The organism is Eubacterium ramulus (assembly GCF_045002895.1).
Taxonomy (GTDB): domain Bacteria; phylum Bacillota; class Clostridia; order Lachnospirales; family Lachnospiraceae; genus Eubacterium_I; species Eubacterium_I ramulus.
This window is the reverse complement of record NZ_CP173382.1, coordinates 599,929-626,375: the sequence shown is the minus strand read 5'-3', so window position 1 is coordinate 626,375 and position 26,447 is coordinate 599,929. Positions and strand designations below refer to the sequence as shown.

The following is a 26,447-nucleotide window of genomic DNA, read 5'->3' as shown; positions in this document are numbered from 1 at the left end:
GATAATGTGACCAGCTCATCGTTTCTTTTGCTACTTCTCCAAGATAATGAAATTTATCCTATAAACTTTCAGTTATCATCCTTATATAACATAAGATTGTACTATGAAATTTGCGTCATTTTCGACCTGTTATTCAGACAGTTTACAAATACATTAACCTTGTCTTTAGCGTGCCTGACACTCTTAAGAAATCCGTCCATTTTCCATTTCATATACCACATCCGCCACGTTCATGGTTGAAGTCCGGTGTGATACCAATACCACCGTCTGTTTTTTTCCGGATTCTTTCAGAGATTTTAAAATAATACCCTCATTTAGTGAATCCAGATTTGATGTCGGCTCATCCATAAGCAGAAGTGGTACATCGTGCAAAAATGCCCTTGTGATACCGATTCGCTGCTTTTCTCCACCGGATAAAGTATCACCCAGTTCTCCAACTTCGGTATCATATCCTTTCGGTAAGGTCATGATAAAATCGTGAATGGATGCTTTTTTTGCCGCTTCCATAATTTCTTCTCTGATTGCTCCCGGTTTTGCAATAGCTATATTATTTGCAATGGAATCATGGAACAGATGTGTTTCCTGTGTGACATAACTTTCCATATGACGTAAGTACTTCGTTGGAATCTCACGCACATCGGCACCGTCCACCGATACGTTTCCTGCGTTGACATCCCAGAACCGCATCAATAATTTTAATAGCGTAGATTTTCCGGAACCGCTTGCTCCATGGATACCGGTAATCTTGCCAGCTTCCAGTTTCAGGGAATAGTCATCTAAAATGGTTTCTGACTCATATGCAAAAGTTACATGTTCTGCACTTGCGCCAGCAAATTCACTATTTTTGTCTGTCTCACTTGTAAAGTTCTGTTCTGTAACATCATCATTTTCTGCTGAACCTGCTGAACGATCAGTTACTGATACAATACTTTTTCCTGTCTCTGGAATTTCCTCTACCAAAGGTGTTTCCTCTAATAAAGAAAGTACACGTTCACCGCTTGCCAATGTCTGATTCAGATTGTTTGACAGACTGGACAACGCAACTACCGGTCCAAAAGATCCCCACATGGCAATCGTACAGGTCAAAATGCCTTCAAACCCCATGGCACCTCTTGCATACAACCAGATGGTCAGCGTCAGCATACCAAAGGATGCCAGCAAGATTACCATGTTTGTAAAGGAACGCTGTGCTCCTTCCATGTGGCTCAAATCTTTTTGCATTCCAGAGAGTTTTTTAGAACGCTCTGTCATCTGTGCTTTGCGGTTTTCACCCTGTCCGTATTGAATGGTTTCATCCAATCCGCGTAAAGAATCCAGTACGAAACTGTTTAACTCACCAAATTCTGTCCGGAATTCCATACCTTTCTGACTGCCGCGTTTTCCATTCCACAGCGGGATCACAACACCAACCATCAGATATGCCGCCAGTGCAAGAAGTCCTGCCAGTGCATGATATCTTCCGATGAAAATCACCATGATTGCAGATGTTAAAGTTGCAATCGCAATCGGTGAGATTGTATGTGCATAAAATACTTCCAACAACTCAATGTCTGTTGTAATAATGGAGATCAGGTTTCCTTTGTCCCTTCCTTCCAGTTTTGCCGGACAGAGTTTCCGAAGTGCCGCAAATACTTTGTGACGGATGATTGCCAGCAGTTTAAATGCGATAAAATGGTTACAATATTGCTCCACATAGTGAAGTAAACCACGCAATACCGCAATTACTACCATCACGATCAGAATTGTTTTCACCGGTGTAAATACTAACCACATATTATCCACCGGGACATTCATGCCTGCCACGCCAGTCAACAATCCATGCACGATCACCTGTCCTGCAAGGATAGTCAGAAAAATAGCACACAAATAACCTAAGGTTCCAAGGACGATTGCCGCCAGCATGATATGAATCAGAGGTTTTACCAGTCCGATCAGGCTTCCCATAATTGAAATCGCACTTCTACGCTTTTTCGTTTCAGCAGATCCATTGACTTGGGTTGTCTGCTTTTGCTCACTCTGCATCTCTTTTCTTTCTTCTGCCATCAAAGACTCCCCTCCTCCCCATAATGCTCCAGCGCCATCTGACTCTCATACAAGTGTCTGTAGGATCCGTTTTCTTCCATCAACTCCGCATGCGTTCCACGCTCTTTGATCTCGCCATCTTTCAGAAAATAGATCTGATCCGATTTCACCACATTTGCCAGTCGATGTGAGATCAAAAGCACTGTCCTGGTCTTTGCCAGTTCGTGGATCACCTGCATGATCAGTTCTTCACTTTCAATGTCGATGTTACTTGTTGCTTCATCAAAAATATAGACTTCCGCATCTTTGAGCAGTGCCCTTGCAATTACAAGCCGCTGACATTGTCCGCCGGATAAGTTTCCTGCTTTCTCCAAAAGTTTTGTCTGCAAGCCATCCTGCGTCTGCAAAAATCTAAGCAGATTGACGTTCTGAAGCACCGCATTCATTTCTTCTTCCGTTGCATCCGTTTTCGCCATCCGTAAGTTTTCTTCTACGGTTCCTTTAAATAAGTAACTGTTATGGCAAACCAAGACTACATGCTCCATCAGATTTGTTTCATTCACTTCCGATAACGGCACACCGCCAATAGTGATCTCCCCGGAAAATCCCCGGTTTTTAGCAGAAAGTAATCCTGCAATGGTACTCTTTCCACAACCGGATTCTCCGACCAGTGATACAAAACTTCCCGCCGGAAGATTCAGGTTGATGCCTTTCAGGATTTCTCTGTCTTCCTCATAAGAAAAATATACATCTTTGAGTGAAATGTCTAATGCTCCCTCCGGTAATGTTTTTGCTCCTGTCTCCGGCTCCGGCAGATCCAGAATCTTAAAGATCTTGTCACTTGCCGCCATACCATTCATTGCGATATGAAAGAAAGAGCCAAGCAGACGCAACGGCAGGAAAAATTCACTTGCCAGAAGCACGATACATAATATACCCGAAATTGTCAGATTTCCTTTCAAAAACTCTGTGACAGCAACTATCATACCAATCGCCGCTCCACCATATGCAACGATATCCATCACACTGGTAGAATTGAGCTGCATGGTCAGCACTTTCATAGTGATCCGGCGGAAGTTCTGAGACTCCACATCCATCTCATCTGCTTTCTGCTGGTCTGCCTGATAGATTTTCAGAGTAGTAAGTCCCTGCAGGTTTTCCAGAAAGGAATCACCCAAACCGGTATAAATGCTCCAAAACTTGTTTAATAACTTCTTGGCGATCTTCTGCACCACCACGATAGAAATCGGGATCAGCGGCACACAGATCAGCAGAACCACGCTTGCTTTTAAGCTGACTCTGCACAAAATAATAAATAGCGTCACCGGGGCGATCAGACTGTAGAACAACTGTGGCAGGTATTTTCCAAAATAAGTTTCCAACTGCTCTACACCTTCCGTAGAAACCTGCACCACCTCGGAAGATGACACCTGTTCGCTGTAAGAAGCCCCCAGTTTCAGCATTTTTTCATAAATTTTTTCCCTTAAAATGCGTTTTACATCCACGCAAGCCAGATAGGAAGACCTTGCCCCCATCCGCTCACAGACAAACCGCAACACGATCACGATCGCCAGCGTGACCACCGTCAGCTCAATGCTTTGCACTGTCACTGCCCGCTACACGACACGTTCCAGCAAATTTGCGATCGAAAAAACTGCGAAAACCTGTGACAGTAACGCAAACCACTGCCACAGGATCGTGTATACGATATACTTTTTTGCATGGGACAATAGCCCCACAAGTCTCGTTTTTATCATATTTGTTTTCCTTTAATGTTTCCTTGATTGATCAGATACTTTCTCCGTCTACCTCCCCGGGGTTCTCCGTTTTTACCCGAAGAAAGAAATATAACAGATGGCATACCCAGACAATGGCAATACAGATCCGTCCGATCGGCACGTTTTTCATGCAGATAAAACCGATCGCCATCACAACGGTTACCATACCGATGATCTTTAATTTGGTTCCCATCGTCATGGAACGCTTCTGCACGAAATTCTCCAGATGCTTCTTATATAAGTTGCTTCCGGTGAACCAGTCATGCAGCTTCTGGGAACTCTTTGCAAAGCAGAACAGAGTTGCCATGTAAAATGGAACCGTCGGCAGAATCGGAAGTACGATCCCTACCGATCCAAGTCACAGACAAAGACAACCTAAAACAAGCCATATAATTCTCATATCTTTCCTCCGATTTTCAGGTACTTCATGAATACCTTCAACGCTTATATAGTTACAGTTCACACGCGCCATTTGCAAAACGCCCTTTCGGGCTTCTCCGTAGCTTTGCTACTGTTTTTGCTCATAAAAAGGCGCTCCCTTCATCACTATGTATCCAGGTAATTCCTCATGCAAGCATGATCATTACCTGAATCCATGTGATGAGTGAACTGTAACCTTATATAACTATTAATGTTGTTTATTTTGGATTATTCATTGATTTCAGAACAGATGTTTGATAAAATAGACTCTAAGGTGCTACTTCACATTGACGTGAATGGCGGTTCGCTTTTTGCGGAGAGTTCATAGCTCTGATTACATAGATTATATCTTTTAGGAGAAATCTTACGGAAGGAGAACTCTGCTTATGCTTACAATCGGTGACTTGATTGCAGTGCTTAGTCTCTGCTTAACCTGTTTTGGTCTTGGCTATTCGATTGGTTCTAATAGTAATAAGACCACAAAAAAATAACCGCCTTCCCTGTTAAATAAGCGGTTATTTTTTTCCAATTATATATCAGGCGAATCGTCGTTAGTAGCACCTTTTACAATATTATATTAACACCGCTTATATTTCATGTCAAATACATCTGTTCTATTTTCAACTTTTACTTCCAAATCGTGTCCGAAAAGTTTCCATCTCTGTTCCAGTAGATGCAACATCTGCATTGGAACCTGAGCTGTCATCTGTATCTGCTGCAAATGCTGACATCGGAACACTGCCGATCAGCATCGCTGCTGCCATCACAAATGTCAGCAATTTTTTTGCTGCTTTTTTCATCTCTTTTCTCTCTCCTCTCTTTTTCTCTTATTTTTATCCCTCCTTCTTCTGTCGTTATGTTCCGTAATTAGCACTAGTTTTCTCTGATTACCTATCATTTCCTTTGGTTAGTTTCTGTAATCATTAGTTAGTTTCTTTCACTTTTCATTAGTTATAAACCACCCTCCCCGCATTGTCAATAAATTTTCACGTTTGTGTGCATCGCTGCACGTTTTGGCTACAGACTAAATTCCCTTGTTTTCTTGATTCATCGAAGTTTTTGGATTTTTTAAAAATTTTTTCGTGCTTTAATCGGAAGACAAAAAAAGAGGGAACCGACTCCTGACAGGTTGGGTTCCTGTTGGATATCGATTTCCTCTTTTCGTATGATTAACGGTTATTTTGTTGTGATGTTACATTTATTCCGCATAGATAATCTTTGCACAATATGTTCAAGAATGCCCTCGGCATTCTTGCTGCGAGATGCACGTCATACAACGCATGACATATTCTTCTGTGCATCTCTGCAACTCTACACTCCGTTTCGGTCGGTGCTAAACGAGTGCCACCGGCACTCAGAACCCCTCTGATTACATAGAAACCCGAAATGGAATCCACTGGAAAGGCTGGCTAAGCCATGAGTATTATTGACTTTATAGCTGTGGTAAGTTTCGGCTTAACCTGCTTGGGTCTTGGATATATCTTTGGCAAGGATAATATTTTCTTGAAGATATTTCATCAATCATGTATATTATAATGGTTTGATACCCAAACAAATATGAAAGAAAGGTTTTTATATACATGAAAATAACAAAAAAGAAAAAACTCAGCATCAAAAAAGTTATACTCATCATCATAGCAATTCTAGCTGCACTATTTGTTCTGATTTCCCTCTTTGCCGGAAATTATCTTGTGAATTATTCCATTGGTCGTTCCGGTGACGGTGGAAACAGAACCGTTGCCCTGGAAATTCCGGAAACAGCCGATGATACAGAACGTACAATCGCAGAAGGCAAAATTGCTCAGCAGGAAGCAAACGAAGCTTTTCTTGCTGAAAATCCGGGACAGACGGTTGAAATCACAACTGAAGATGATATTCACTGCAATGGTGTTTATTATCCAAATGGCGAATCCCATGATTGGGTAATTGCCCTGCATGGCTACCGCGGTGACCATCTCGGTGCAACCAGCCTGGCTCAGCACTACTATACTCGCAATTATCAGGTATTGACACCGGATCTTCGTGCCTGTGGAGATACAGATGGCAATTACCTTGGCATGGGCTGGCTCGACCGAAAGGATATCCTTTCCTGGATTAACTGGATCGTCGCTCAGGATTCCGATGCCAGAATCGTTATTCACGGTATTTCCATGGGTGCTGCCACAACCATGATGACAGCTGGTGAAGATACCCCGGATCAGGTAGTTGCCTTTATAGAAGACTGCGGTTATACCAGCGTGTGGGATATTTTTTCCAGTGAATTAAAACTCCGCTTTGGTATGCCGGAATTCCCGTTGATGTATACAGCTAACCTCTTTGCCAGCACCAAAGCCGGCTATTCCTTCAAGGAAGCATCCGCTCTGGATCAGGTAAAAAACTGCAAAAAGCCGATGTTGTTCATTCATGGTACCGCAGACGATTTCATTCCATATGAAATGATGGATATTTTATATCAGGCAAAACCTGGTAATAACAAAGAAAAAATCACGGCCCCAGGTGCAGGTCACGGAGAAGCAATGTATCTACTGGGCGAGGAATACTGGGATGATGTCTTTACTTTCTTAGAGTGAACTACATCGGAAGTTAAATCACCTGGGGCCACTTACTAACCTAATTCGGATTACAAAATTGCCTCGTTTCAGCTTCAGCAGTATTACGTATGATCAGGGGTATATTTTATTAGATTATTTTCAAAAATATAGCTTGACATTTTATACTTATTTTGTTATTATAATCAAGTCGTTTGAAACAACTACATAATGGCAAATGCGGAAGTGTCGGAACTGGCAGACGAGCAAGACTAAGGATCTTGTGATTATTGCAATCGTGTGGGTTCAAGTCCCATCTTCCGCATTACTTAATTTGGTGCGGAAGCCTTATAAATCAAGGCTTCCGCGCTTTTTTTATTTTTAAATTGTTTGAACACCCTTGAACACGTTCACATCCGGCATTTTGCCACTGATTGCCGCTTCGTAGGCAGATACTCTATCTTCCAGCGGTTCCGTTGCAAAAATGTAACTCTGCTGTGTCGTAGAAATATCTTTATGCCCTGCAAACATTCTGATTTCTTCATCTGACAAAAGCTTCGATGCTGCTAAATTCGAAATACACGTTTTTCTGATACTGTGATTTCCTTTTTGTGATGTTTCAATTTTTTTATTGATTCTGCGCAGTGTATTATTGATTGCATCATTGTGCATCCGTTCCCCCTGCGCATTTAAAAGCAGATATTCCGAACAGAACCCTTTCTGTTCATTGATCTGACATATCAGTTTAAAAAATATCTTTGCATTGCTGGTAAGTACAATTTCACGATTGGATTCTCTTGTTTTTGTATACCACACAACTTCATATCCATCACGTTTTACCGCCCCAGACTCATCATGTATATACTTTTTTACTTCCTGACGTTGAATATGTACTACTTTTTCAGAAAAATCTTCTTTTTTCAACGCAACAAGTTCTCCAACACGTAATCCTAACGTAAAATTCAAACCAATTGCCAGATACGCGACATTTTTTGTTTTTTTATATTGTTTCATGGCCAACTCAATAACGGATGTTTCTTCTTTTCCCATAAAAATCTGCTCTTCTGCCGTCTTTTTCTTTGGCTGTGCAAATTTTTTATAGGATATATTTCGAACATTTCGTGAAACATTATATTTTATGATGCTTGAATCGATTGCATAATCATACAGCATGTTCAAAAGTGATTTCATTTCTTTAAACTGCTTATTTGTCAGATGCAACTGCTCAATTTTGTCCAGATACCATTCTTTTAAAAATGCTACCGTGATTTCGTCAAGATACTTTGTAACCAATGCATCTTCTTTGTAATACTTTTCCCATACCCAGTTAAGCTTGTGAGCATTGGCACAGGATGTTTCTTTTTCTTTATATTTCAGAAACATCGGATATAATATTTCAAATGTTGGTCGTTCTAAAACTTTCGCTTCTTCTCTTTTCTTATAAAATACTACCAGTTTTTTTTCGAGCCCCTCAAGGGTTGTCGATGTCAGCGGTTTTCGTTTCTCATCATCGTTTTTTACATAAGTACGATATCGCTGATCTTTTTCTGAATAGTAGATTTTATAATTATGCTGTGCTAAATAATATTCTTTTTCCATATTTTTAATCTCATTCAGCACACTGTCTAACGTTTTCTCTCTAGCACGACATTCAATATTCGACAGTGCTTCTGCATCTGTATGAAAAAACATCAGCTTTTTCAAGATTGCACAGGCGTCCAATATTGAAATATTGGTCGTTTTGTATCACTCCTTCCATCGTGAGACTGCTTTTTTCTATACAAAACATATGTTTGTATCTATTTTACCAAATGTCAATCCTAATTTTATTTTTCAATTCGGATTTTGTTGATTACATTCGATAAATCAGGCACAAATTTGTTTTATATGCCTAGCATAATTTCAAAGTCAATTACTTAGAATTCAACTGTTCCAATTGAATCTGCAATCTGATCACTTCTTTGTCTGCATCTCTGAGTTTTTCTTCATACATATTTCTTACTTCACGCTCCGTATCAGATATAGACTGAAACACTTCCATCTGCACTTTGCTTTCAGCTTCGGATAGTTTCTGCTTCATTTCTGACTGTAACTCATGCATTTTCAACTCATGGCTTTTCTCATTTTCCAGTAATGCACGTTCCAATTCTTGTATACGCCCCTGATAGTCTTTTTCTGTTTCTACCATTTTCGTATACTCAATCATCTTTTCTTCTGCTGATGCAAGTTTTTCTTTCAGATTTGCAATTGTTACATCTTTTTCTGCTGCCAATTTTACAACGGTATCTACATACTCTTTTGCTTCTTCCGCATCTTTTGTTGCCTGTTCAACCACATCAGCATTTGCCGCTGCCATGCACTCTGCTTCTTTTAACTTAGATTTTGCATCTGTTACCTGCGCATCGGCTTCATCGCGGATCTTATTTTTCAACGCAATTGCATCAGATAATTGACTTCTCAATTCCGTAATCGTATTATCCTGTCCAGCAACAACAGCATTAATCTGTTTCACCAAAGTTACAAGAGTCTGATCAACCGCTGTCAGGACAGGCTCTAATTCTGGATGCGTACCTCGCGTTTTTTCAGCATTAGCGATGTCCAAAATTCTTATCAGTGCGAGTTCTCTCTGCTCATTTTTAGGATCTGTTTCGTTTATATATGATACAATTGTATCTTCAAGATACGTATCTGTAGTATCTCTCATCCTAATACTTTTCGGTTTCTTTTCATCTTTTACTTCATCAGTTACTTTTCGACTCATTGCTTTTATCCTTTCAAATTATTATGTAAACGTTTACGCGTATACGTTTACAAAGTTATCAAATTACACTGTTACTGTTTGTTTTTGTCACCATTCATACTTCTATCACAAATTACGAATATAGCTTGTAATTGCGGTATCCTCGCGATTATGTCCAAGTGCAACGCTCACAGCCCTGATTGCTTTTCGGTCAAGTTTTTTACCTTTCTCATCGGATCTGCACACATAAATTTCTGAACGTAACTTTCCATCCGCACATAAAATTTTCTTTTTGTAATCCAATGATTTAATTGGTCTTGCATACAGCTTGTACAAATACGTCGCATAATCTGACCGATATCCGTGCACATCACAGTTGCTATTTATATAGTTCCACACTAAATCATTCGGGGCTGTATTCTGCATTCTGCGTATAATCTCATCTTTATGTGGGCCTACAATCGGTGCAAGTCTTGTCTTCCCACCTTTGTCTTTGCGATGCAAAATGAAATACTCCTGATCCGAAAAAAAGTGTAATGCATCTTCACACGCTTTGGTCATAGACATATCATGTTCTTTTCTAGCCTGTAGCAAACACTGCTCCACTCTTTGGCGATCATATAGATCATCCCCACGCAGACGCTCAAGTACGTTACGCCGAAATCCGCAGGCCTGGCAAAAATGAATCAGTTCTTCATTCGTCAGTTTGGCAAAATGTTTATCTCGCTCTTTCTGACCACGGCTTCTTTTGATATCTACTCTGTTTCTACGTGGACATTGAAATCGCTTTGGATCATCTGGCGCAATCTCGTAAAATTTATTAAGTGCTGCCGCTTCCAAGTTAATCGTCCACGCGGAACATCCTTCTGCAACTCTCAATTCCAACCACTCTGCAACATATTTTTTTGCTTTTTTCATACTTTTAACTTCCGGATGCGTTTTCATAATATATTTTACAAAATAATTGATATGCTTTTTATACGTCTGATAAGTACTTTTTGAATATATTTTGTTTCCAGTTGCTCCGTTCTTTTTCGCATTTGCTTTTGACTCGCCAAAAGCAATCATACTTTGAAGCTTGTCATAAGCCTGCTGATGAAGTGTCCTTTTGTAATACTTCGATTTATTTCTTCCCATTTTACCTGCTCCCTCCTTTCTCAGAAATTTTTGTTAAAACAATTGCCGCAGAATGCCTTTTATCAAAGACTTCCGCTACGCCATTTTTTGAACCAATTCTTTCGGCAAGTCCGGCGTATGACTTTCATAACGCGTTTTTACTGCTTGCGTCTGCAGTCTCGATTACGATTTTGTGATAGCATTACCTCTTTCGGTATTCATCGGAACACTACGTGCAAATACGTCTAATCCGCTTATTACCTAATTAGTATGCATACCGAAATCTTTGGGCTTGAGATTCCTGCCGCATTTTATGCTTGTTTTACGACAAACAGTTCCAGATATGCGCGATCTGGGTCATTTTTCTTAAGGAAATGACATCTCCCATTCACTAATTCTAGCATTTGCCAGAGAGCATCTGTTTTTTAAGTACGATACTCAAATACTTTTCTCCGCCGCGTCGACGGTTTAGACGGTCAACCACCGTCTACTCCATTTTGCAGATCATTTAATCTGCTGACATCTACAAAGCCGATGTCGTGCTTTCCTTTTGATGTCTTTCGACATTTTGCTGATGTTTCATTGTTTCAATGTCGCATCTGTTTTTCTCCATTTATCTTGTTACATATATAGTATGAAAGATAAAAAATTTTTGACTGCCATTTTTGTCCCTTTCTAATTCAAATTTTTAATTTCTTACTAAATTTCTGAATAAATTTTATAAAATTCTTCTACTGCACGCTCTGGTTACACCGCTTCTACCCACACTTAACGGTTTACTCGTTCATATATTTAGGTCGGCTCCACGCCTCCCTGCATATAAACGAGTAAACCGTTTCTGGCCTCTCACTACTCTTCCGACCAAATATAAGTGTGCATTTTCTTCTCTTCATGCATTTTTTCATTTCTTCTGTGGCATATACTTGTCATATTTTCAATCGGTGGCAAGTATATGTCGATCTATTTGTTTTTGTGACATATATTTGTCGTACTTTAAACAGTGGCATATATATGTCGGAATATTATTTTCGTGTCATATATTTGTCGTATTTCAACCAGCGGCATATATTACCAGCTTTGCAAAAATGTCATATATATGACAAAAGCGAAACGCTCAATAACCGAACCTTTCGATTTTCTTTACAATAAAATGCTCTTATTGTTGATATATTTTTTCAAAAAAATAAGATGCCAAATTCTGACATCCTATTTTCCATCTTTATTTGTTAAGTTCATTCAACAATTTTGCATCTAGTTTCCATACATTTTCTAATTTGAACCGCGACACTTTGAGTGCTTCATCAATAACAGCATCTCGTTCATCAGCATACTTTATTTTCTGCAGCAAAACATATATATCTATTTCATGCATTAAATTCATAGTATCAGTCGCCTTATCTAATTCTTCCATTTTCTCCGTAGCAACCACCGTATCCCCTTTCTAAGCAACATTAATCCATGGCATTTTCCCAATAATCATAGGCATCATCATACCCATCATCGTAATCACCATCGCCAAATTCTTCCGCCCACTCTTCTGCAAAATCATCTGCATTGTCATAGTCTTCCGCATCATATGGATCAGAATACGTATATTTGTGTTTGGATGAACTGCTGGAATTATAATTATATTTCTTTTTATTTGATGAAGTAGACGAATCCTTTTTATTATTTTTATATCCTGTTCCAGAATTAAATGTATCTCTAGGTGCAGTGTAATGATATACAGATTCATTATTCACATACAGGCTCTCTCCCGTATAATCTGACCACATTTCATAATTTGTTCCAGATTCTGCATCAGAAACCATAATACGCGGCATAAACTGATCATTGACAATATAAACCTGTATGGTTTTATCATTAATCTCTGTTTCGTATGGGTCATCTATATCATGCGAATCAATTACATCGTACTTTAACTCTTTCAGATCGCGCATAATATCCACGAATTCCTTTAATCCTCCATCTCGGGTCGTCATAATAGCATATTTCTTGTTCAGATCTTCACAGCCATACCCAACCTGATAATAATAAATATAATCTGCCCGCTCTCTGCGACTCAGATCAAATTCTTTTCCGCATACCTCAGCAGAACATTTGCTGTACGATACCTTCAAATTTTCCAAATCGCCTTTTTTCATTTCTGCTCGCATATCCGAAACATATTCTTTGACATAATCTTTTGCAATCTGATCTGCCTGCTGTTGCTCTTGCTCAGGTGTCATTGTTGCACCTGCTCCACTTCCAGCTATTAATGCTGCCAGCACCCCTGCCAATAATTTTTTCAACATAACTCATTCACTTCCCTTATCGATTCTTCATAAAAAATCTGTTAATTCATATTAAAAATCGTCATCAAAATCATCACTGTCAAAATCATCGTCTTCGTCAAATTCATCCTCATCGTCGAGATCTTCATCTTCCGGTTCTTCCTCGTCAGGGCTTGTCAGCCACTCCAACTCATTCATTTTCTCTACTCTGTCAAGTTCTCCATCTCGATCCCAATCAAACATACTGTCAATACCGTTATCTACTTCATCATCCCAAAATTTCATTCCGTCGCCTTCCTTATCATCTGTACTTTAATACTACATAAGTATTCTTTATTTCTACATCTTAGATATAATTATTTTATTCATCTCATCATATGAATCCCAATACTCTTTTTTTATATTGATTCCCGTGTAGTTGAATAGTTCTTTTATCATTTCCATGATTTTATCACTGGAAAATCCTGTCAGCTTCTGTATTTTTTCTTCTGTTACAGAAATAATCTGGTGTGCTGCCAGATTCCGAACATTATCTTCTACGGAACGAACATCCCTCACCAATTCTATTAGATGTTGGTCTGTATCTAATCTCTCAATTAATACCTTCAAATGTTTTGAAGAAATATCCTGCCCATTAAATTTTCCAGCAAATCCATCATTTAATATCTTTAACACAGTTGTATCTTTCAACTGCTGCATTGACCACCTGCGATGCCCCTTTCCATCCCTTGTACTAAGCCTACAATAATCGTCTATTTTTATATGACATCTTTTTTTCAAAATCAGCTCAAATAAATCTACAATTAATGGTGTAACTGAACGAATAAAATCCACATACTCTTTCTTTTTCAGGCGTATTTCCATATTGCAGGCATATTCAAAATATTTTCTCTCACCACTTCCTCGTACTGGCAAACACTGAATTCCTGTTTTTCGAATCATTTTATCAACATTTTCGAAATCCAACATCATTCTCTGTGATGCCATATAAAGCAAATCACGATATGATTCTACTTCATCTTTCTGCATTGTATCAGTAACTTCCAAAGCGGCTGAGTAATCATATGCCAAAATATGTTTCTTTATAATTTCTTCCTTTTTTATTTTTGATAATGTCGGACATTTTATTTCCCTGCACCGATTCGGAGAACCATCTTCATTATCCTCATTTAACTCCCACAATAATTCCACATCATAATTTTTATGGATATGCTCGTTAATTTTTCTTTCCGGAGTTGCCACCTGAATCATCTTTGCCGGAAATTCTCCTAATGTCTGCAATACAAGAAGTCCACTTTTCATAGCGGGTGTTCCAGAAGATACATTTAACAGTAATGTGTCCGTTTCATCCATCTCATCATATATCTGATGAATTATTTTACGAAAATCCTCATAAAAATAATCAAATTCATGCACTTCTGTTAATTCTCTACGTTCAACAATTTCATATTTCATCTCATGCTGTTGCAATTTTGATAAACGATTGAGACAATAACGATACCTGTCATCTGCTTCCTGATTCTCCAGCATTTCCTTCGACATATACATAATCACTTTATCTGGTTTATAATTTCTGCAAATATGTAACATGGAACCATCTCTACAATTCGTAGAAGATATTGGATCCGTTCCTCCCACTGGTGTAAATAAAATTATTTTATCCATTCTTACTATCTCCAAATTCTATAAAATAATAACCTCTTCGTCTTCAATTCTATGGCTTAATCCAAACAAATTTACTTCTCCCATTCCTCGGATTTTATATACCCTTACGGTATCACTTGTATTATCAATCAAATGTGGTATCTCTGCAAGCAACTTCCGGTATAAATTTTCTGTAATCATTGCCTCAAATGCTGATTTCTGTACCCGAAATCCATAACCATTCATCTTCTTTGCAAAAGCAACTCTCCGTCTATTATCTACAATATCGTAAATAACCAAAATATAAAGTTTTTTCTTATCACTTAGTATTTCTGTATTCCAAAAATAATTTTCCATCCCTGCATCCTCATACACCAACCATATTATCGAATCAAAATCGGACGATATTCATTTGCATTTTCTGTCTCAATTGCCTTTACCAGTTGTCCGATTTGTAAGTCCAATGCTCGTCTAAAACTTACACTGTAATCCACATATGACAAATACTTGCTTTCTGCTCGAAATTTTCCTTCCAATTTCTGAATATACTTTTTGAATCCTTCTTTTTCCAGAAAAACTCCCGGCTGCTCAATACCTGAATAAAAATCATCCACTAATAATTCATGTCCATTTAACATGCTCAATGCTGTCGAATCAATCAATACAGCTCTCCATTCTTCTATCAAATCACTTGCAAGTGTTGGATGTTTTTCCCGGTCTTTATGCATCAAACCAAAATATGGATTTAGTCCCTTTGCTTCGATTTTTCCATATAATTCATTCATCATTATTGAATAACCAAGACTTATCATTGAATTAAAAGGATCCATAGGTGGTCGTCTTGAACGCCCAGAAAATTTAAACTCCGGTTCTATCAATGCTCCCAATGTTCGAAAATAAATTTTAGCTGCCGTTCCTTCATATCCCATTATCTGTTCAACACTCTCCGCTATTAGTAATTTTTTATACATATTTTGCATTTCAATAACGGATCTTTCAATCTCTACGTTTTTATTTCTTGCATAACGTCTCAAAATAACAATCTGATTTCGTATTTTTGCATCAATAATTTTCTTGGAAAATGTTAGTTTAAAATCCTCGTTTTTTCCTATTTCTGCCTGCTTTCTCTGACGCTGCACATTAACGTGGGATGTTGAAATCAATCTTCCATAATATGCCCCATTAATCGAATAAAACAATATATCTACTCCTCTTTTCAAGCATTCTTCCATACACTGTGTTGTAATCTGTACCTTTCCAAACACAGATATTACTTCCATCGGTTCTGCAGGCACACTTTTTATTAAGCCATCTTTATATTTCACCTGAAATCGATTTTCGGAAATACCGATACTTGCCCCCTGTTCACTTACATACAAATAACTCATAGTCTTTCCCTCTCTCTACTCTAACTGTTTTTTCGTATTGTCCCCTTATGGAGAATCTATATATCTACCACACAACATTAAATTATCGGAGGCAAAAATCAGTTCTCGTCCCCTCCACGGGGAATCTATATATCTACTGTGCATACCTACTGTTGATGGAAAATCTATTCTTTCGTTCTCGTCCCCTCCACGGGGAATCTATATATCTACTAGAAACTATCATCAAGACTACTTTTAGTCTGCCGTTGTTCTCGTCCCCTCCACGGGGAATCTATATATCTACGAAAAAGAGGATTAACGCTTGAAAGCAAGGGACACGTTCTCGTCCCCTCCACGGGGAATCTATATATCTACGTTCTCTTTACCTGTGTTACTGTGTTCCCGTTTGCGTTCTCGTCCCCTCCACGGGGAATCTATATATCTACCAAATGGCAAGAAAAGAAAACATGGTAACAAGAACAATGTTCTCGTCCCCTCCACGGGGAATCTATATATCTACAAATTTACAGTTTATGACAGTTAAAAAACTTTTAGTTCTCGTCCCCTCCACGGGGAATCTATATATCTACGGAAATGAATGATATTGCTTCATACATGAATGATGAGCTTGTTCTCGTCCCCTCCACGGGGAATCTATATATCTACGTATATTGCAGAAAGTAGGTGTAGATATGAAAAATCAAGTTCTCGTCCCCTCCACGGGGAATCTATATATCTACAACAAAAGTTGACTTCTTCCAGTCTGCACGCACTCTGTCGTTCTCGTCCCCTCCACGGGGAATCTATATATCTACGTAAGCCTTCAGCAAATACATTAGGTTGTATTATCGATGAGTTCTCGTCCCCTCCACGGGGAATCTATATATCTACCAATTCTTAAAAAGTTTGGCTATAACAAAAGAATAGTTCTCGTCCCCTCCACGGGGAATCTATATATCTACATGACAAAAAAATTATTACAAGAAAGATGCGAATACTTGTTCTCGTCCCCTCCACGGGGAATCTATATATCTACATGGAAGAAGCAATAGATGATTGTGAAGAAGTAAGTTCTCGTCCCCTCCACGGGGAATCTATATATCTACTTACAATGTTTAATACTATGAGAGCAGTAAAGCAATGTTCTCGTCCCCTCCACGGGGAATCTATATATCTACAAAAACTTTTAGGTGATGATATGAAAGATATGATTGTTCTCGTCCCCTCCACGGGGAATCTATATATCTACTATTTACAGGAAAGAGCAGATTATCTTTCAGAATTGTTCTCGTCCCCTCCACGGGGAATCTATATATCTACGAATATTGTGCATGGACAGCTTTGCAGTATTTTGTTCTCGTCCCCTCCACGGGGAATCTATATATCTACAAATACCTGTATCTTCGTTCATGCATTAGTAATCAGTTCTCGTCCCCTCCACGGGGAATCTATATATCTACCTAATTGAGTTAGAACAAAGGTACAGGGACTTATTTGTTCTCGTCCCCTCCACGGGGAATCTATATATCTACGATATAGTTTGGAAGTTCCAATTGCCTGTTTATCAGTTCTCGTCCCCTCCACGGGGAATCTATATATCTACTTATGGGGAAGTGGCGCAGTGGTAGCGCACTGGTCTGTTCTCGTCCCCTCCACGGGGAATCTATATATCTACCAGATGCAGCTGATACGATAGCAAAACAACTAGGTGTTCTCGTCCCCTCCACGGGGAATCTATATATCTACGCTTCTATGGCGTTTGCTTCTAATGTATGTAAATGTTCTCGTCCCCTCCACGGGGAATCTATATATCTACTAAAAGTTAAAAGACAAACAAAAGAACAAATTGAAGTTCTCGTCCCCTCCACGGGGAATCTATATATCTACCCTCTCCCTGCTATCCCGCAAAGATACTGGGCTCATTATCCAGTTTGCGGCGCAAACCCGCAAACCAGATAATTTTCATTAAAATTGTGCTATTAAACGGACAAATCCATTGATTTTACAGGCATCGGCGCAAAATCATATTTTTTCATACTCAATTTGCGCCATTCCCATATCATATAATTTACCTTGATACTTAGTACATTTACATACATGTGGTGCTAATCTCAAAGAAATATCTTTAGAGTGTTTATGTTTTATATAATTTGGACCAAGAGTATTTTTATATATATTGTCTACTACCCGCACAGCATCTTTTCCAAGTAAAGGATATACAATCGTCTTTGACAGGAAACCACATCCGCCACCAATCCAGACAATATTTTCCTTCGTTGTTCCTCTACGAAATCTGGAATAAAAATACTGATAACAAATTTTCTGAAAACAATTCAATGCTTCTATAATATCCTCCATATCATATGGACATATCGTGCTGTCTATCGATATTTCAAAGCAAATATCTGTACCAGGGATTAATGCCTCACGTAAAAGTGGCAACGGCTTTTCTTTATAATCCAATGAATAATCAATCTTTTGACTCAAGGTTAATTGCTCCAGCGAAATTGGTTCACTATCACCTACATGCAATCCAGACAGATTATCATTTACAGCATTTCCTGCACTTTTTTCACAACGATTCAACGTATATAATATCTCTTTTTCCAATTCTTTTGTTTCACGCAATAAACATTGTTTTCGATTTGCCCGTTCTCCGGATTTCTGCATAATTACCTGTCGAATTTTTTCATATTTTTCCGGATTTCTCTGAATTTCCCATGATATCAATGCTGTTCGTATCATACCTTTTATACTGCTGCCAGGCACATACGGCATACCATAAGTATCTTTTACAAAGGTATCAATTTCCTTAGGCGGTGCAGATTCTCTATTTGCAAAAGCTTCACCTGCATCCATTTCATACAACGTCCATTTATCATAATCTTCGCTCTGAAACCTATGTGTACTAAGCCATTTGCCTAATGCCAAACCTTTTGTTCTTGTGTCTAACATATATGTTTCAAAATCTTTTTCCAGATGTTTCTTTTGTAATTCTGCATACATTTTTTGTATATCTGGAATAATTACCTGATGATTCCATGGCATATAGATATACTCTTTTTTTCCTATTTTTGTTCCAGAACCAATATGAACGGGAGATAACACATGTAGTTTAACTTTATAACATTTTAAATACTCATTCATCAATTATACCCCCAGAAAAAGTGCTTTTGCATAACGATATACCGGATGTTTCCCGCTGTCTGACACATCATATATATCTCCTTCAAATCGATGTTCAAAACATGATCCCGCTGAAAAAACATATAAATCCTTTTTCTTTTTCCATTCATCTGCATAATTTACAGATGCCACATAGCCAGATCGTTTCAGCAACTGATAAGATGCCTTATCCAGTACACTTCCTAATTCATTTTCTTTTGGTAACGCCACCGATAATAATATCTGTCGGGATGTTTTATTTTTCAAATGTGCTTCAAAAATCTCGGGCATTTTTGCCACTTTAAGAATAAACTTTCCCATACCCACACTCTTTTTTCCTCCTATCCCCGTGTAAGATAAAGATTCCAACAAGTTTTCTAACAGTACTTTTTCATCCATCCCTTCATACGCCACAACAAGATATAAACCACATCCATCTTGATAGAAAAAACTTCCGACTCGAAATGGGAGTGTCTCATCCTCGCTTCTCACATTTGCCATCGTCTGCTGCACAAATGTTCCATAATCCTTCATTGGATCTTGATGCAATTGCACAGTTCCATTCAGAAAATCATCCAACATTTCGATTGGAATATATTTTACTTTCTTAAATAATTTCTTTTGTTCTGATATTCCCTGCTCTAACGGTTTAACATAAATCATCGGCTTCGGGATTAAATACTCCTGCCGCAAATATGGGAATGCATCAGAAAACAATAATCGCCCTGTATCCACTGCCTCGTAAAATTCAGTTGCACATTCCAACTTTAATGCCTCTATATACAGTGACGAAAACAGTTGATCTGCTTGAAATGCATATGTACTTTCATTCAGCATGCCCGTACCAAAATGCACGCCTGTCTGAAACTCTAATTTATAAATGGAATACTCCATAATCTACCTCTCTCCCATCTACTCCCTTTCACCATTCAAAATTTCCTGACATTCATCCAGCACATCATCGCTGACATCTCCAATTACAACACATAACTCTAAATCAAATATTTTGATACGGCCATATCCTCTTGATCCGCTTCCGCCAAGATAATCATACTGTAATAACTGAAATCCATCTTTCAATATTTTGAAATCCTGAAGCATCTCTTCTTCAGATGTCACTTCATAAATTAATTGCATCGGGAACTTGGCTCCACGAACTACTCTCTCAATTTGGCGTGGATTAGCCACTGCAGTTGTTCTTGTGATACTGTTTTCAAACTTTATCTCTGTTTGTCCTACGACACCTGCGCGTTTTAATTCATCCACATTTTCAATAAACATATCTGTAAATAAAATTTTGCCAACTCTAACATGCCCTTTTTTCGCACTTCCAAATAATCGTGTCAAACATTCAGTATCATCATCTGGTATACTCGCCACATAACCTTCATTATATTTTTTTGCTAAAAGTGATCTCATTTTTCCCTTTAAACTGCTTCCCGGAATCATTGGACGATTTGTTCTTGCGTCTTTAATTACTGGTGAATCTACAGCACCGATTGCTGAAAATGCACTTGATCCTCCTATATGTAAACCTGTCACTGTTTCAATCATTCCGCTAATTTCAACCTTTGCAAACATTCTATTTTCCTCCGTTTAATCGTCTTTTCCGCCATAAAATTTTCGATATGCAACCAGTGCTTCCATATACCTGCTAAATAAAATATATTGTTTTCTGCTGTTCCCAATATCATCTAAATGCTCCAACAATCCCGCCTGCTCTACTAATTTTTTAACTTCAGCCTGTCTTCCAGCTTCATATACAAAACGAATTTTCATATATTTTATACGCCCAGCAATGTCTGTCGAAAGTTTTTCATCTTGTGAATTAATAACATCATTATAAATATCAGCTGTCATGGCTAACAAATTGCGGATTTTGGATGTTGTTACCATCTGTACAGGCTTTCCATTTGGTCTCTTTTCTTGTGAAAGTTTCACGATAACTTTCTCAGCTAGTTCCGTATAATTATCTTCCGTTAATTTCATACTTCTTCTCCTCCTTCACGATTCAGATATACATATAAATAAATTGCCGTAATTAATTCCTTCCGATCTTTATTATTTTTACTCCACTCATACATTTTTCTTGAAAATGCCGCATATTGTATTCTCTTTTTATCATCCTGCGGTTCCATGCGTGAAAGCAAGTAAACATATCGAGCTGTATTAATCTTTTCTTCTGTATTTCTTAGCAGTTCAACCAAGTGATAGAGAAAAGCCATACCATGATCTTCCGACTGTTTAAAATATTCATTTAAAGTTATAAGCTTTTCATTTATTACATTTTTTTCAAACTCTGACCATGAATACCTATGGTCTCCAACAGATGCAATCTTGCCATTTTTTGCAGAGTCTTCTGTTTTATATGTATTTGTTTCAAACAATGTAATGGCATTTTTTCCATCCAAACTTTTTGCATAATCTTCTAACGCTGCTACTTCTTTTGCCATCACATTCAATGGATATTTTGGTGGATATACTCCTATTCCTCCAGAAATTGTTAATGTTCCCTGCGTGAATTTATGGAATGCATTTCGCAAATCGATAAATGCTGCAAGTACATCATTCCAGGCACCTGCCAAAAACACATCGTCTCCACCAGAATATACAATGACTACCTTTCGTTCCTCAGTTTTTGAGATAATCCCCGTGCTTTCTTCTCTTAATATGTTATTGATATAGCACTTAAAGAAAAGAGATAATTGTCTGGATAATGTAGCTGTTCTGGAAATTGTAGTGTATGTGTTTTTACCGTTTTTTCCTTGAAACCCATGTACAAATGTTGTTCCTAAATTATCTACATCTGCTCTTAAAATTCCTATGCGTTTTACACCAGATGACTGCTCTGCAAGTTTTTCAAATGTATCGCCAGTTGTATAAGCTCCTACCCATAATTTAGTTGTAACATGTTTTCCTGTATATATTCTATTTTTTGTATAACAACGAACATAAGTATCTTGTTCCATCCGTTTACGAAGACTTTGTTCCGTATCTGCCACAAGATAACGTCCAAATGGTAACGGAACAGAATCTTTTTCAGATACACACATTATAGTGAAAAAATCATCATATAGAATACTACTGGACATTTTTTCAAGTGCATAACAAATTGGGCACTTGTCATCAATTAACTTTGCCGCTCTCCTACATACTTTACATTCCCTTTCTCCTTCATGCCTTCTGCTGTTCAATTTTATAATCATGTCTGCATTGTATCGATGCGTCTTTTTTCTTGAAATATGTTCTGAAATTTTCTGATATAAATCAGAATAGGATCCTTCAGGCACATTTCTTAATGCATTCGCACTTGCTTCTGCATACCCACCAGCCACATATAATGCTGTGTCAAAAGTTTCAAGAAGCCATCCATTCAGCTCCCTCTCATTTTTTTCCAAAACTCCTTTGGCATGCATTGTATTAGGTACCAGCAAATAACAATGTCCGCCACCTGTATAAATCAAATTCGCCCGACAAAGCGAAAGCTTTTCCAGAAGTTCATCCACAATATGTTCCATCATAATTTCCAAATAAAAACTTCTGGCTCTTAATCCTTTTAATGCACCTTTTTCCCCGATTGTATAGATAAAATTTTGTATTCCTGATATATCCATTGAATAAAGCAAAAACATTTTTTCTTCATAGGATTTTTTTGCATCTTCCAATAATCGCATTCGGTGATTTTGTTCCCCATTTTCTTCCAAATACTGTTCTACACAAGATGCTATCGCTGCTGTCATTTTCACATGATCATACAGAGAAATATCTGCAAGTTCCTTTTTAGAAGTTGATGATGGTATGTATGAAAGATTCGCCTCCAATACAGATAATAATGAATTTAAATACTCTTCATTTAACTCAATTCCCTTAATATTATCTGTGATATTTCGCACAACCGTTTGGTAAAATTGTTCATCCATCGCAATTGGCTCATTCGTTGGATAATTTATACCACTTTCTGGATTCAACACCTGCATCGCATAATGCTCATCGCCACGATTTCCATTCAAAATATTAAACACACTAGCCAATGGCATTTTTTTATCAAATCCCATTTCTTGCTCTGATGCATCTCTCCGATCACTAAATGCCGCTACATTATCTGCATAATACGTGACATATGCGCAATCATTATCTGAAATTATTGCATTTTTCAAATACGCCGCGTGATGATATCGGATACAATTGAGAATTTCTGTATCTTCCACCAGTGCTTCCGTTTTCAAATATTCATAGCCACTCTGGCTGTGGTTTCTCCCATCACCACTTCGATACACTACTTTTCCAATATCATGAAGCAAGCTGCCAATAATAAGTTTTATCTGCCTGTCTGTAATCATTTTCTTCCCCTTTCATTTAGTTTTATACATCCCATTCCCAACGAAGTTTTTATTCCTATTCCAGAGTATTCTCCAAACTCAAATAACATATTTGCAAAATTGGTCATTGTTTTTGTACCAGTCAGCTTAATTGTAATTTTTCCTATGAATGCAGGTATCTTTACCTTTTCCACAAAGAAGTTAACACTTTTCAAATCATAACGTACAATTTGAGAATTCTCGCATAACTGTTCTAATGTTTCTTCATCCACCATACCCTCATCACGTGCTGCTGAATCATACTTGCTCATTAGGCTTTGATAGATTCCTCTTAAATCTGGATAAAAAACATATTTTCCTTTTTGTTTAAACGCAGTTGGAGCTATAAAATGAACATTGATATAAGGACTACTCTCCATTTCGTAAAAATGATCTATTAATTCCTGATAAGATATTTCTGTATATTTTCTTTGAATAATATCTATTTTTATTTTTTTCTTTTTTAACATTATCCTGTTTACATTCCACACAGAATCAACAATAATTGTCTGTACCGCCTCTTTATTTAGTCCACAAATAATCCAATACCATGTTTCGTCTCTATATTCCAAATGTTGACTATATGGATGTAATTGAGACAGATGTAAATAATCTGCATATTCTGAGGGAATTAATTCCATTAATACTCCATGAAACAAAGACGCCATCTGATAATTTATCTCCTCCGCACATCTTAATTTCAATTCTAATTTTCCTAGCATTTCATCACTCCAATATATTTTTGAAAATCTTTTATTCATTCAATTATTTTTACAGTCAGTATAACATATCTGAGTGCTTTTTTGTGATTATTTTACATTTTTAATGTGTTTTTTACCTTTTTTTTCACATTTGGCACAAATATATTTCCTTTTTCGCTTACTTTAATCACCTCAATTTATGATATCGTAAAAGAAAAAACATCCAGGAAGATTTTTCTTCCCAGATGTTTTATCTCATATTAGTCCTATCTTACTACCTATTGTATGCTATTCAATGTCATTCTTAACGTTCTAATATTTTTCACTTATTCACACCATTACTTTTCATTCTCAAAAAGCATCTGTGCATACTCCACATTCGAAATCCCATTATACCGATTCAGATCCACAAACACATTTCCAGCTTCTGCTCCACCATCAACCAAACCGAATCTGATATAGGAATAGAACAATCCCGTGTTCATATCAACCACAACCGGAACTGCCTGACGCTGCAATGCTGCTGCCAACACTGGAGCATAAATCACTTTTCCGTCCTCAATCTGATCAATCACAAAATCTCCTTTGTGTACAAGATCGTCGACTACGATATCCAGTGCCTGTTCCAAAGTATCAGAATTACGAACCATAACTTTCTCACAATCCATATTTTTCATCTCGACTCTGACCCATCCATCTTTCAGGAGAATCAAATCAATAAAGCTTCCAGACTCCATGCGATAATGTGTCTGCTCCATCGGAGAATTATAGAAGTTAATCTGTGTTCCCTGACTCATAATCACCTCAGCAATGAGCATCTCTTCTGCACTTTTCAATGGATAATCAATATGTACTTATTATAACTTTTTCAATACCGCCAGCGTCAGTTCCCAGTTGCGCTTCACAGATTCGATATTCAGCCGTTCTCTCGTTGTATGAATATCGTTTATCTGCGGACCGTAGGAAATACAGTCAAGCCCCGGCATTTTTTCGCAGAAGATACCACACTCCACACCGGCATGGATTGCTGCTGTTTCTGGCTTTTTGCCTGTGATTTCTTCATAAGTCTCAATCATCAGCGGACGGATTTTGGAATTCGGCTGATACTCCCAGGCCGGATATACGCCAGAAATTCTGCAGTAGCCGTCAACGCTTCCTGTCAGATGCTGCATCTGCTTCATCAACCATTCTTTTTCACTTGTAACGCTGCTCCGCACGGAAAATGTCATGGAAATTTCGTCTTCTGTCTGTGCCAGGATTCCCATATTCAGGGATGTCTGTACACTGTCCGGAACTTCCGGAATGCGCTTCTGTACGCCATTCGGCAAATGGGTCAGCAAAAACATCAGTTTCTGTGCAATCTCCCCGGTAAGTACCTCAGTCTCTCCACAACATTCTTTTTCCACATAGATATGCATCTGTGGATCCGTAAAATGATGCTCCCTTTTTAACATTATCTCAAATGTCTGTACCGCATCCTCAAAAGATGCCGTCTTCTCTTCCGGTACAACCAACCGAGCAGCGCACTGTTTTGCAATCGCATTATCCTTCTCTCCACCACTGACCGACACTATAGAAAATCCAATTTCATCCATGCATTCTGCCAGAAATCTGCCGAAGATTTTATTTGCATTAGCGCGCTCACGGCTGATCTCCATACCGGAATGACCACCCATCAGCCCCTCTGTATGCCATACATATTGCTGACCGTACACCGTTTTCTTCTTCACCGGAAGGCAGCATGCTACTGTAGCTGCACCAGCACAGCCAATCAGAAAGATACCATCATCCTCAGAATCGATATTCATCAGAATTTTCCCTTTCAGATCAGACGTATCCAGAGCTGTTGCTCCAACCAGCCCGACTTCCTCACCGACCGTAAATACTACCTCCAGAGCCGGATGTGGAATATCATCTGCTGCCAGAATAGCCAGCGCATAGGCTACTGCAATACCATCATCACCTCCCAGTGAGCTTCCTTTTGCCTGTATCCACGCTCCGTCAACCTCCGGAATCAGCCCATCTTTCTCCAAATCGAGTGGACAATCCGCATCTTTAACTGCTACCATATCCATATGCCCCTGCAAAATGACCGTGTCTGCCTGCTCATATCCCGAAGTGGCATCTTTCCATATGACGACGTTACCACATTCTTCCTGCCGATAGTTCAACCCGTGCTCTTTTGCAAAGTTCACGCAATAATCACTGATTTTCTGTGTATTTCCCGATCCATGTGGAATGCTGCAGATATCTTCAAAATAATAAAATACTTCCTTGGGCTCCAGATTTTCAAATACACGCATCTTCATTCCTTCTTTCTGCTATCAAAATAAGT

The 26,447-nt window shown here is 38.3% G+C and carries 21 protein-coding genes, 2 tRNA genes and 1 pseudogene; 3 read left to right on the top strand and 21 right to left on the bottom strand.

The genetic code is table 11. The annotated features are described in order from the left end of the window. Nucleotides 1-183: 183 nt before the first annotated feature. The 4 genes and pseudogenes from ACIRUQ_RS02825 to ACIRUQ_RS02810 form a co-directional block, all read right to left on the bottom strand. A complete protein-coding gene (locus ACIRUQ_RS02825) occupies nt 184-2,022 on the bottom strand; it encodes an amino acid ABC transporter ATP-binding/permease protein (RefSeq protein ID WP_055290866.1) in 1,839 nt (612 codons plus the stop codon). A 20-nt stretch (nt 2,023-2,042) separates the two neighbouring features. Then, nucleotides 2,043-3,779: pseudogene (locus ACIRUQ_RS02820) on the bottom strand (ABC transporter ATP-binding protein/permease). Nucleotides 3,780-3,810: 31 nt separating this feature from the next. Further along, entirely contained in the window at nt 3,811-4,107 is a 297-nt protein-coding gene (locus tag ACIRUQ_RS02815) for a YbaN family protein (protein ID WP_404856527.1), read from the bottom strand. A 733-nt stretch (nt 4,108-4,840) separates the two neighbouring features. Next, nucleotides 4,841-5,020 (bottom strand): hypothetical protein, encoded by a 180-nt coding sequence (locus tag ACIRUQ_RS02810; protein ID WP_055290847.1) that lies wholly within the window; start codon nt 5,018-5,020, stop codon nt 4,841-4,843. A gap of 780 nt (nt 5,021-5,800) precedes the next feature. On the opposite strand from ACIRUQ_RS02810, the gene ACIRUQ_RS02805 reads away from it, so the two are divergent. Together ACIRUQ_RS02805 and ACIRUQ_RS02800 are read left to right on the top strand one after the other, a co-directional pair. Next, nucleotides 5,801-6,790 carry an alpha/beta hydrolase gene (locus ACIRUQ_RS02805; RefSeq protein WP_055290845.1) on the top strand — a complete coding sequence of 330 codons (990 nt, stop codon included), beginning with the start codon at nt 5,801-5,803 and terminating at the stop codon, nt 6,788-6,790. A gap of 198 nt (nt 6,791-6,988) precedes the next feature. Then, nucleotides 6,989-7,073 (top strand) — tRNA-Leu (locus ACIRUQ_RS02800). Nucleotides 7,074-7,129: 56 nt separating this feature from the next. Here ACIRUQ_RS02800 and ACIRUQ_RS02795 read toward each other — a convergent pair. The 9 genes from ACIRUQ_RS02795 to cas1 all read right to left on the bottom strand — a co-directional run bounded on the left by ACIRUQ_RS02795 (nt 7,130) and on the right by cas1 (nt 15,909). Next, entirely contained in the window at nt 7,130-8,440 is a 1,311-nt protein-coding gene (locus ACIRUQ_RS02795) for a tyrosine-type recombinase/integrase (protein ID WP_207642790.1), read from the bottom strand. Between the two features lie 220 nt (nt 8,441-8,660). Then, nucleotides 8,661-9,509, bottom strand: a complete 849-nt coding sequence (locus tag ACIRUQ_RS02790; RefSeq protein ID WP_055290841.1) for a hypothetical protein — start codon at nt 9,507-9,509, stop codon at nt 8,661-8,663. A 105-nt stretch (nt 9,510-9,614) separates the two neighbouring features. Next, nucleotides 9,615-10,625, bottom strand: a complete 1,011-nt coding sequence (locus ACIRUQ_RS02785) for a site-specific integrase (RefSeq protein WP_055290839.1) — start codon at nt 10,623-10,625, stop codon at nt 9,615-9,617. A 1,198-nt stretch (nt 10,626-11,823) separates the two neighbouring features. Further along, on the bottom strand, nt 11,824-12,015 hold the full coding sequence (locus ACIRUQ_RS02780) for a hypothetical protein (RefSeq protein ID WP_156331002.1): 192 nt from the start codon (nt 12,013-12,015) through the stop codon (nt 11,824-11,826). 40 nt (nt 12,016-12,055) lie between these two features. Beyond that, nucleotides 12,056-12,898, bottom strand: a complete 843-nt coding sequence (locus ACIRUQ_RS02775) for a hypothetical protein (protein WP_055290835.1) — start codon at nt 12,896-12,898, stop codon at nt 12,056-12,058. A gap of 51 nt (nt 12,899-12,949) precedes the next feature. Next, on the bottom strand, nt 12,950-13,162 hold the full coding sequence (locus ACIRUQ_RS02770) for a hypothetical protein (protein WP_055290833.1): 213 nt from the start codon (nt 13,160-13,162) through the stop codon (nt 12,950-12,952). A gap of 54 nt (nt 13,163-13,216) precedes the next feature. After that, nucleotides 13,217-14,542 (bottom strand): type III-A CRISPR-associated CARF protein Csm6, encoded by a 1,326-nt coding sequence (csm6, locus tag ACIRUQ_RS02765; RefSeq protein ID WP_055290830.1) that lies wholly within the window; start codon nt 14,540-14,542, stop codon nt 13,217-13,219. A gap of 18 nt (nt 14,543-14,560) precedes the next feature. Continuing rightward, nucleotides 14,561-14,878, bottom strand: a complete 318-nt coding sequence (gene cas2 / locus ACIRUQ_RS02760; protein WP_055290828.1) for a CRISPR-associated endonuclease Cas2 — start codon at nt 14,876-14,878, stop codon at nt 14,561-14,563. Nucleotides 14,879-14,904: 26 nt separating this feature from the next. Continuing rightward, nucleotides 14,905-15,909 carry a CRISPR-associated endonuclease Cas1 gene (gene cas1 / locus ACIRUQ_RS02755; protein WP_055290826.1) on the bottom strand — a complete coding sequence of 335 codons (1,005 nt, stop codon included), beginning with the start codon at nt 15,907-15,909 and terminating at the stop codon, nt 14,905-14,907. A 1,586-nt stretch (nt 15,910-17,495) separates the two neighbouring features. Between cas1 and ACIRUQ_RS02750 the strand changes: the two genes are divergently transcribed. Further along, nucleotides 17,496-17,614 (top strand) — tRNA-OTHER (locus ACIRUQ_RS02750). Nucleotides 17,615-17,910: 296 nt separating this feature from the next. Here ACIRUQ_RS02750 and csm5 read toward each other — a convergent pair. The 8 genes from csm5 to ACIRUQ_RS02710 form a co-directional block, all read right to left on the bottom strand. Then, on the bottom strand, nt 17,911-19,035 hold the full coding sequence (gene csm5 / locus ACIRUQ_RS02745; protein WP_055290824.1) for a type III-A CRISPR-associated RAMP protein Csm5: 1,125 nt from the start codon (nt 19,033-19,035) through the stop codon (nt 17,911-17,913). Between the two features lie 3 nt (nt 19,036-19,038). Continuing rightward, nucleotides 19,039-19,947: a type III-A CRISPR-associated RAMP protein Csm4 gene (gene csm4 / locus ACIRUQ_RS02740; protein WP_055290823.1), complete on the bottom strand. Its 909-nt coding sequence runs from the start codon at nt 19,945-19,947 to the stop codon at nt 19,039-19,041. Between the two features lie 18 nt (nt 19,948-19,965). Next, entirely contained in the window at nt 19,966-20,634 is a 669-nt protein-coding gene (gene csm3, locus ACIRUQ_RS02735) for a type III-A CRISPR-associated RAMP protein Csm3 (protein WP_055290821.1), read from the bottom strand. A 15-nt stretch (nt 20,635-20,649) separates the two neighbouring features. Next, nucleotides 20,650-21,042: a type III-A CRISPR-associated protein Csm2 gene (csm2, locus tag ACIRUQ_RS02730; protein WP_055290819.1), complete on the bottom strand. Its 393-nt coding sequence runs from the start codon at nt 21,040-21,042 to the stop codon at nt 20,650-20,652. After that, nucleotides 21,039-23,393 carry a type III-A CRISPR-associated protein Cas10/Csm1 gene (cas10, locus tag ACIRUQ_RS02725; RefSeq protein ID WP_055290818.1) on the bottom strand — a complete coding sequence of 785 codons (2,355 nt, stop codon included), beginning with the start codon at nt 23,391-23,393 and terminating at the stop codon, nt 21,039-21,041. The genes csm2 and cas10 overlap by 4 nt, the downstream gene beginning before the upstream one ends. Next, on the bottom strand, nt 23,390-24,172 hold the full coding sequence (gene cas6 / locus ACIRUQ_RS02720) for a CRISPR-associated endoribonuclease Cas6 (protein ID WP_242853627.1): 783 nt from the start codon (nt 24,170-24,172) through the stop codon (nt 23,390-23,392). The genes cas10 and cas6 overlap by 4 nt, the downstream gene beginning before the upstream one ends. A 278-nt stretch (nt 24,173-24,450) precedes the next feature. After that, nucleotides 24,451-24,909, bottom strand: coding sequence for a hypothetical protein (locus tag ACIRUQ_RS02715; RefSeq protein WP_156331001.1), 459 nt, complete (start codon nt 24,907-24,909; stop codon nt 24,451-24,453). A 60-nt stretch (nt 24,910-24,969) separates the two neighbouring features. Further along, nucleotides 24,970-26,415, bottom strand: coding sequence for an aminoacyl-histidine dipeptidase (locus tag ACIRUQ_RS02710; protein WP_055290864.1), 1,446 nt, complete (start codon nt 26,413-26,415; stop codon nt 24,970-24,972). Between the last annotated feature and the right edge of the window lie 32 nt (nt 26,416-26,447).

Coding starts and splice junctions, on each gene's coding strand:
- ACIRUQ_RS02825 (WP_055290866.1), bottom strand. CDS start 2,022: ATGCAGAGTGAGCAAAAGCAGACAACCCAAGTCAATGGATCTGCTGAA.
- csm6 (WP_055290830.1), bottom strand. CDS start 14,542: ATGGATAAAATAATTTTATTTACACCAGTGGGAGGAACGGATCCAATA.
- csm2 (WP_055290819.1), bottom strand. CDS start 21,042: ATGAAATTAACGGAAGATAATTATACGGAACTAGCTGAGAAAGTTATC.
- cas1 (WP_055290826.1), bottom strand. CDS start 15,909: ATGAGTTATTTGTATGTAAGTGAACAGGGGGCAAGTATCGGTATTTCC.
- ACIRUQ_RS02790 (WP_055290841.1), bottom strand. CDS start 9,509: ATGAGTCGAAAAGTAACTGATGAAGTAAAAGATGAAAAGAAACCGAAA.
- csm3 (WP_055290821.1), bottom strand. CDS start 20,634: ATGTTTGCAAAGGTTGAAATTAGCGGAATGATTGAAACAGTGACAGGT.
- ACIRUQ_RS02715 (WP_156331001.1), bottom strand. CDS start 24,909: ATGAGTCAGGGAACACAGATTAACTTCTATAATTCTCCGATGGAGCAG.
- csm5 (WP_055290824.1), bottom strand. CDS start 19,035: ATGAATGAGTATTTAAAATGTTATAAAGTTAAACTACATGTGTTATCT.
- ACIRUQ_RS02795 (WP_207642790.1), bottom strand. CDS start 8,440: ATGTTTTTTCATACAGATGCAGAAGCACTGTCGAATATTGAATGTCGT.
- ACIRUQ_RS02775 (WP_055290835.1), bottom strand. CDS start 12,898: ATGTTGAAAAAATTATTGGCAGGGGTGCTGGCAGCATTAATAGCTGGA.
- cas10 (WP_055290818.1), bottom strand. CDS start 23,393: ATGATTACAGACAGGCAGATAAAACTTATTATTGGCAGCTTGCTTCAT.
- ACIRUQ_RS02815 (WP_404856527.1), bottom strand. CDS start 4,107: ATGGCAACTCTGTTCTGCTTTGCAAAGAGTTCCCAGAAGCTGCATGAC.
- cas6 (WP_242853627.1), bottom strand. CDS start 24,172: ATGAATAAAAGATTTTCAAAAATATATTGGAGTGATGAAATGCTAGGA.
- ACIRUQ_RS02805 (WP_055290845.1), top strand. CDS start 5,801: ATGAAAATAACAAAAAAGAAAAAACTCAGCATCAAAAAAGTTATACTC.
- ACIRUQ_RS02780 (WP_156331002.1), bottom strand. CDS start 12,015: ATGGAAGAATTAGATAAGGCGACTGATACTATGAATTTAATGCATGAA.
- ACIRUQ_RS02810 (WP_055290847.1), bottom strand. CDS start 5,020: ATGAAAAAAGCAGCAAAAAAATTGCTGACATTTGTGATGGCAGCAGCG.
- cas2 (WP_055290828.1), bottom strand. CDS start 14,878: ATGGAAAATTATTTTTGGAATACAGAAATACTAAGTGATAAGAAAAAA.
- ACIRUQ_RS02710 (WP_055290864.1), bottom strand. CDS start 26,415: ATGCGTGTATTTGAAAATCTGGAGCCCAAGGAAGTATTTTATTATTTT.
- ACIRUQ_RS02785 (WP_055290839.1), bottom strand. CDS start 10,625: ATGGGAAGAAATAAATCGAAGTATTACAAAAGGACACTTCATCAGCAG.
- ACIRUQ_RS02770 (WP_055290833.1), bottom strand. CDS start 13,162: ATGAAATTTTGGGATGATGAAGTAGATAACGGTATTGACAGTATGTTT.
- csm4 (WP_055290823.1), bottom strand. CDS start 19,947: ATGGAGTATTCCATTTATAAATTAGAGTTTCAGACAGGCGTGCATTTT.